Annotated in this window: 4 protein-coding genes and 2 tRNA genes; all 6 read left to right on the forward strand. The window is 35.3% G+C overall.

The genetic code is table 11. The features are described 5' to 3' along the window. The first annotated feature begins 173 nt into the window (after nucleotides 1-173). The 6 genes from FLACOL7796_RS04785 to FLACOL7796_RS04810 all read left to right on the forward strand — a co-directional run bounded on the left by FLACOL7796_RS04785 (nucleotide 174) and on the right by FLACOL7796_RS04810 (nucleotide 6005). Nucleotides 174-719, forward strand: coding sequence for a hypothetical protein (locus FLACOL7796_RS04785; protein WP_173969693.1), 546 nt, complete (start codon nucleotides 174-176; stop codon nucleotides 717-719). Between the two features lie 57 nt (nucleotides 720-776). Continuing rightward, nucleotides 777-1373 carry a DUF4082 domain-containing protein gene (locus tag FLACOL7796_RS04790; RefSeq protein WP_173969694.1) on the forward strand — a complete coding sequence of 199 codons (597 nt, stop codon included), beginning with the start codon at nucleotides 777-779 and terminating at the stop codon, nucleotides 1371-1373. A 189-nt stretch (nucleotides 1374-1562) separates the two neighbouring features. Further along, nucleotides 1563-4139, forward strand: coding sequence for a M1 family metallopeptidase (locus FLACOL7796_RS04795; RefSeq protein WP_173969695.1), 2577 nt, complete (start codon nucleotides 1563-1565; stop codon nucleotides 4137-4139). Then, nucleotides 4136-5062, forward strand: coding sequence for a DUF58 domain-containing protein (locus FLACOL7796_RS04800; protein ID WP_173969696.1), 927 nt, complete (start codon nucleotides 4136-4138; stop codon nucleotides 5060-5062). The genes FLACOL7796_RS04795 and FLACOL7796_RS04800 overlap by 4 nt, the downstream gene beginning before the upstream one ends. Nucleotides 5063-5148: 86 nt before the next feature. Beyond that, nucleotides 5149-5222: transfer RNA gene (locus tag FLACOL7796_RS04805), tRNA-Asp, on the forward strand. Between the two features lie 709 nt (nucleotides 5223-5931). Next, nucleotides 5932-6005 (forward strand) — tRNA-Asp (locus tag FLACOL7796_RS04810). The last annotated feature ends 243 nt before the right edge of the window (nucleotides 6006-6248 follow it).

Consider the following 6248-nt stretch of genomic DNA (forward strand, 5'->3'; position numbering starts at 1 on the left):
AAATGTTGTTCGTCTATTAGTGGTTTTTCGGCCCGTTTTAATCCTGCAAATTTGTCTTGTAAATCAATCATCACATAAAAAGAAACACTCTTTTACTATGATTTGATTATTGCAAAAATAATGTTATTGAATTAAATACGAATCATTTAGCCAAATTTAAAACCAAAATTATTATGAAACTTTCAAAAACCATTTTTACCATTTTATTAGTTGCCATTTCTACCATTTCATGCAGCAGCGATGACGGAACTGACGGAGCAAACGGAGTCGACGGACAAGCAGGTCCGGCAGGAGCAACAGGAACAGCAAATGTTATTTACAGCGCATGGATAACAGCCCCAACAGCAGTTGCAGAAACAATAGACGGAACATCAGGAATGTCTACTACCATTAATGCGCCTCAGTTATCAGAAGATATTCTGGCAAAGGGAACGATACTGGTTTATGTGTCTTTTGGTACGGGTACTTATACACTGCCTTACACATCAACAGCCGGCGGATTTGCGAATACTATTACGGCTATTTCTACAGCAAAGAAAATCAAACTATTCAGGTTCAGACACGATGCAGGAGGAACGGTAGGACTTCCAACATCGCTTAACTGGCGCTATATTTTGATTCCGGGGGGAGTTGCCGCTGCTACTGCAAAAAACGCCAAACTGGATTATGCTAAAATGAGTTACGAAGAAGTTTGTGTGCATTTTAATATTCAACTATAGTTTTTAGAAGAACAAAACAATCTACAAAGCCAAGAAAAACCAAATAACTACATTATTATGAAAGCTTTAAAAACCATTTTTACGATTTTATCAGTTGCATTATTAACCATTTCATGCAGCAACGATGATGATAATAAAGAAGACCCAATTAAATATAATGAAGAAAATCCTTTAGATGCTTATATGGCAGGTTCAGGATTTAGCCAGAAAGCAGTCGATGTAAAAAACTCAGGAATTTACGAATACGGTTTCAGTTTTAAACCAACAGTAACGGGTAAAATAAATGCTTTGATTGTAAAAATTCCCGATGTAAATGCTGCTTTAAGAATTACTTTATGGGATGCGGCAACCAAAACAGTTATAAAATCTGAAACGATAAATGTGCCAACAGCAAATGTTACAGTAGAAAAAACAATCACTTCGATTGCACTGACCAAAGACAAAGAATACTTTTTTACCGTAAACAGCGACGATTGGATTAACAGAACAAAAACTGACGGATCAGCAACGACGTATCCTATTGTAGCCGGAAATATTACCATAACGGGATATGCTTTCGTTTCAAGTACGGCTGCAGAAACAATTTTTCCAACCAATGCGCGTAATACGTATTATGCAGGAGATATTACATTTAAATTTCAGCAAACTCAATAATTTTATTTTTGGATAGTTAGAATTAGTATGTTTGGAAAAGGCCTGGCGATAGTCGGGCCTTTTATTGTTTGATATTAAAAAGATTAAAATGTTTTTTTTAATCTGTGAGAATCATTTAATCTGTGGCAAAAAAACAATAATTCATGGCAAACTTTTTTTTATTTTTACAGATCTAACATTCCCTTAAAAATGAAAATTTTCTACAGCTTTCTTTGTATTCTTGCATTTACTACAATTGGTTTTTCTCAATCGAAACAAAAAGAAAATCTTGTTTTAGAAAACGGTGTTTCAGAACAAATGGCGCACTTTCGAAAAAAACAAATTTTAGAGGTTACTTACGGACTTTCGTTTGAAATTCCGCAGCAAAAACAGCAGGAAATCAATTCGAATCTGACTTTAAACCTTACGATTTCTGATTTAAGCGAACCTTTATATTTAGATTTTAAAGAGAAAAGTCAGAACATAAAATCGATTCAGGTTAATGCTAAAAGTGTTGCTATTGTTCACGAAAAAGGACATATTATTATTGCTGCAAAAGATTTGATTCAGGGAAAAAACACCATTTCGATTTCATTTGTAGCAGGAAATTTATCCTTAAACCGAAATGATGATTTCTTATATACTTTATTAGTTCCGGATCGCGCGAGTACTTTATTCCCGTGTTTTGATCAGCCGGATATTAAAGCAACTTATAAGTTGAGTTTAACGGTGCCGAAGGATTGGACAGTTTTGGCTGGAGCCGATGTAAAAGAGAAAGTAGAAAAAGGAGATTTTACAGCTTATAGTTTTGGAGAATCGGACAAAATGAGCACGTATTTGTTTTCATTTGTTGCCGGAAAATTTAAAACGGTAACACAAAAACCGGGAAATAGAGAAATGACAATGTTGTATCGTGAAAACAATGCTGAAAAATTTCGCGTAAGCACCGATACGATTTTTAATCTGCACCAACAATCAGTAGACTTTTTAGAAAAATATACCAATTATCCGTTTCCGTTTCAGAAATTGGATTTTGCTTCGATTCCAGTTTTTCAATATGGCGGAATGGAACATGTGGGGGCAATTCAGTACAGAGAATCGACTTTGTTTTTGGATAATAGCGCAACAGATAGCGAGAAATTAGACCGCGCCAAACTGATTGCACACGAAACCTCGCATATGTGGTTTGGCGATTTGGTTACGATGAAATGGTTTGATGATGTCTGGATGAAAGAAGTGTTTGCGAATTTTATGGCAGACAAAATCATGAATCCAATTTTTCCGAAAGTCAATCATAATCTACAATTTTTAACGGCGCATTATCCTAACGCTTACGCGGAAGATCGTTCGTTAGGCACACATCCGATAAAACAACATTTAGCGAATTTAAAAGATGCAGGTTCGCTTTACGGAGCTATTATTTATAATAAAGCGCCTATTATGATGCGTCAGTTAGAAGCTTCGATGGGAAAGGAAGCTTTTCAGAAAGGAATTGAAAAATATATTAAAAAATACGCAAATGATAATGCCGATTGGAATAATCTGGTAGAAATTCTGGATGCCGAAACGCCGCTTGATATGCAAAAATGGAGTGAAGTTTGGGTGAATAAATCAGGAAGGACGATTTTTAATGATCAGATAAAATACGATGCTCAAAACCGAATTTCGTCGTTTGAAATAAGTCAACAAGCCGAAGATAAATCAGCAAATGTCTGGCCTCAAATTTTTGATATTGGTTTGGTTTATAAAGATCAGGTTAAAGTGATTAATGTTAATATAAAAGACAAAAATCTAGCTGTAAAAGAAGCTATTGGACTTGAAAAGCCGCTTAGTATCATTTACAATTATAATGGTTTTGGTTACGGTGTTTTTCCGCTTGACGGAAATAATATTAATTCTGTTTTATCTTTAAAAGATGAGGTTGCCAGAGCTTCGACCTATATTAATATTTATGAGAATACCTTAACGGGAAATGTTGCGCCAAAGAAAGCTTTTGATTGTTTTGTAAAAGGAATCCAGCAAGAAGAAAACGAGTTGGTTCTGAAAATAATTACCAATCAAACGAATGCTATTTTTTGGAAATTTTTAACCGAAAAACAACAAACTAAAGCACAAAAACAATTAGAAGAAGTTTTGTACAAACGTTTGCAAGCCAGTTTGCCAAGCAATATCAAAAAAACGTTGTTTAATTTGTTCAGCTCGATTGCGTATTCAAATTCGGCGAAAGCCAAATTATATTCGTTGTGGAGTAGAGAAAAGGTGATTCCGGGGTTGAAATTAAACGAAGACGATTTTACGAATATGGCAATGAATTTGGCTATATTTAAACATGAAAAAGCAGATGAAATTTTAAATAAAACCAGAACAACATTTACAAATCCGGACAAACAAAAGCGATTTGAGTTTTTGCTTCCGTCTTTATCGAAAGATGAAATGGTGCGTGATGCTTTTGTAAAATCATTGAAAGACGATGAAAACAGAGAAAAAGAATCGTGGGTTGCTGTAGGTTTGGCAAATATTAATCATCCGTTACGTCAGGAAAGTGCTCAAAAGTATATCAGGTTTTCATTAGATTTGGTTGAAGAAATTCAGCGAACGGGAGATATTTTCTTCCCGAAAGACTGGCTTAATAATACTGTTGGGAAATACTCGTCGAAATATGCTTTTGATGAAGTGCAGCGATTCTTAAAAGAAAACCCTAATTTTAGTCCAATTCTAAAAAGGAAATTATTGCAGGCGACAGACGGTTTATACCGCGCACAAAATATTAAAAAAGAAACCGAATGAAAATAGAATCGGAAATAGAGAAGGTCTCCAGTTTTCAGCATCTCGAAATGCTGGCGAATCAGGTTGTAGAAGGTTTTATATCCGGAATGCACAAGAGTCCGTTTCATGGATTTTCGGCTGAATTTGCCGAGCATAAAGTCTATAATGCAGGAGAAAGTACAAAACACATCGATTGGAAATTATTTGCCAAAACAGATCGTTTGTACACGAAACGTTATGAGGAAGAAACCAATTTGCGTTGTCATCTTATAGTCGATAATTCTTCGTCGATGCATTATCCTGAATTAAAATCAGGTCAGCCTTTTTATGAAAAGAAGATTGGATTTGCGGTTTTGGCTTCGGCAGTTTTAATGAATATCTTAAAGAAACAACGTGATGCCGTAGGTTTAAGTGTTTTCTCAGACAGTTACGAATATTATGCTCCCGAAAAAGGAAGCGATCGCCATCATAGAATGTTGCTGAATAAATTAGAGCAATTATTAGAACAGCCAAAAGTTAAAAAAACAACCGACACCATTACATACCTGCATCAGATAGCAGAGAAAATGCATCGTCGCTCGATGATTATCCTGTTTACAGATATGTTTCAGTCAGAAGATGACGAAAAGCTTTTTAATGCCTTACAACATCTTAAACACAATAAGCACAAAGTGGTTTTGTTTCATGTGGTAGACAATGAAACAGAGCTTAAATTTGACTTTGACAACACGCCGCGAAAGTTTATTGATCTAGAATCTGGTGAAGAAGTGTCGATTTTTGCTGATAATGTAAAAGTAGAATATGAAAAAAGGGCAGAGGCTTATTTTAAAAACCTGGCTTTAACATGTGCAAAGAACCAAATTAAGTACGTTCCGGTGAATGTTGGTGATGATTTTGAAAAAATATTGACTACATATTTGGTTGAAAAACAAAACTTTGGCTAAAGATTTAAAAATATATTTAATTTTTTTTAGCAAAACGCTTGCAGAAATGAAATTCTGTACTATCTTTGCAACCGCAATAACGCAGAGGTTTGGTAGTTCAGTTGGTTAGAATACATGCCTGTCACGCATGGGGTCGCGGGTTCGAGTCCCGTCCAGACCGCAATATTGGGAAAAGCCTTTCTTAACGGAAAGGCTTTTTTGCCCAAATACGGTATCTAAGATTAGTTGTGTTGTTTTGCTACGACTTTGTAACTCGTAGCTGGTTTAGTAGTTAGACCAATGAAAAGCTTTCCACTTTTGTGGATGGCTTTTTTGATTTACGACACTTTTGATTTTTGTTTTTTAACCGCAAAGAGCGCTACGATTTACGCAAAGTCCGCAAAGTTTTTTATAAGCTTTGCGGATTTTTTGGTTTTATACTATAATTCTAACGTATAATTTGTCATTTCGAGCGAAGGGAGAAATCACACAAGAAACTCTGCAAAGATTGGTGATTTTCTATGTCCCGTTTCTTTCTTCAGTTGAAATAATAAGATTGTTGATGTTGTTCTGTTTCAAATATAACCCGTGGTTTCAACCACGGGGAGCACAATGTAATAAAACAGGAACATAATGTAATTGTAATAAATACGTCTCCCGTGGTTGAAACCACGGGCAATGCTAATAAAATCTTGCTCCCGATAGCTATCGGGATTGCGTAAATCGTAGCGCTCTTTGTGGATGAAAGAAAGAAAATTCTCCTTTTTATACTTCGAAACCAATTTTTAAAATCTTGGAATTTAGTCAATTAAAAATTTCTTAAATTTTATTCGCAAAAAACGCTTGTAGAAACGAAATTCTGTTGTATTTTTGCACTCGCAATAACGCACGGTTTGGTAGTTCAGTTGGTTAGAATACATGCCTGTCACGCATGGGGTCGCGGGTTCGAGTCCCGTCCAGACCGCAATATTGGAAGAAGCCTTTCTTAACGGAAAGGCTTTTTTATTTTATAGCTATTTGAAGTTTAACCGCAAAGAGCGCTATGATTTACGCAAGGTTCGCAAAGTTTTAATTAAGCTTTGCGAACTTTGCGTTTTTACCTTGCGCTCTCCTATGTTTGTCGAATTAATTTACAAGTTATAGATATTTGTAAATTTGACATATTAAAGTGAAAAGAATGAGAGTACATTCGCGCCTAAATAGTTCA

The sequence above is a fragment of the Flavobacterium bizetiae genome (assembly GCF_902804475.1).
Taxonomy (GTDB): Bacteria; Bacteroidota; Bacteroidia; order Flavobacteriales; family Flavobacteriaceae; genus Flavobacterium; species Flavobacterium bizetiae.

What these genes read in the sequence shown, in the direction of transcription:
- FLACOL7796_RS04785 (WP_173969693.1), top strand. Translation starts at nt 174, where the DNA reads ATGAAACTTTCAAAAACCATTTTTACCATTTTATTAGTTGCCATTTCT.
- FLACOL7796_RS04790 (WP_173969694.1), top strand. Translation starts at nt 777, where the DNA reads ATGAAAGCTTTAAAAACCATTTTTACGATTTTATCAGTTGCATTATTA.
- FLACOL7796_RS04795 (WP_173969695.1), top strand. Translation starts at nt 1,563, where the DNA reads ATGAAAATTTTCTACAGCTTTCTTTGTATTCTTGCATTTACTACAATT.
- FLACOL7796_RS04800 (WP_173969696.1), top strand. Translation starts at nt 4,136, where the DNA reads ATGAAAATAGAATCGGAAATAGAGAAGGTCTCCAGTTTTCAGCATCTC.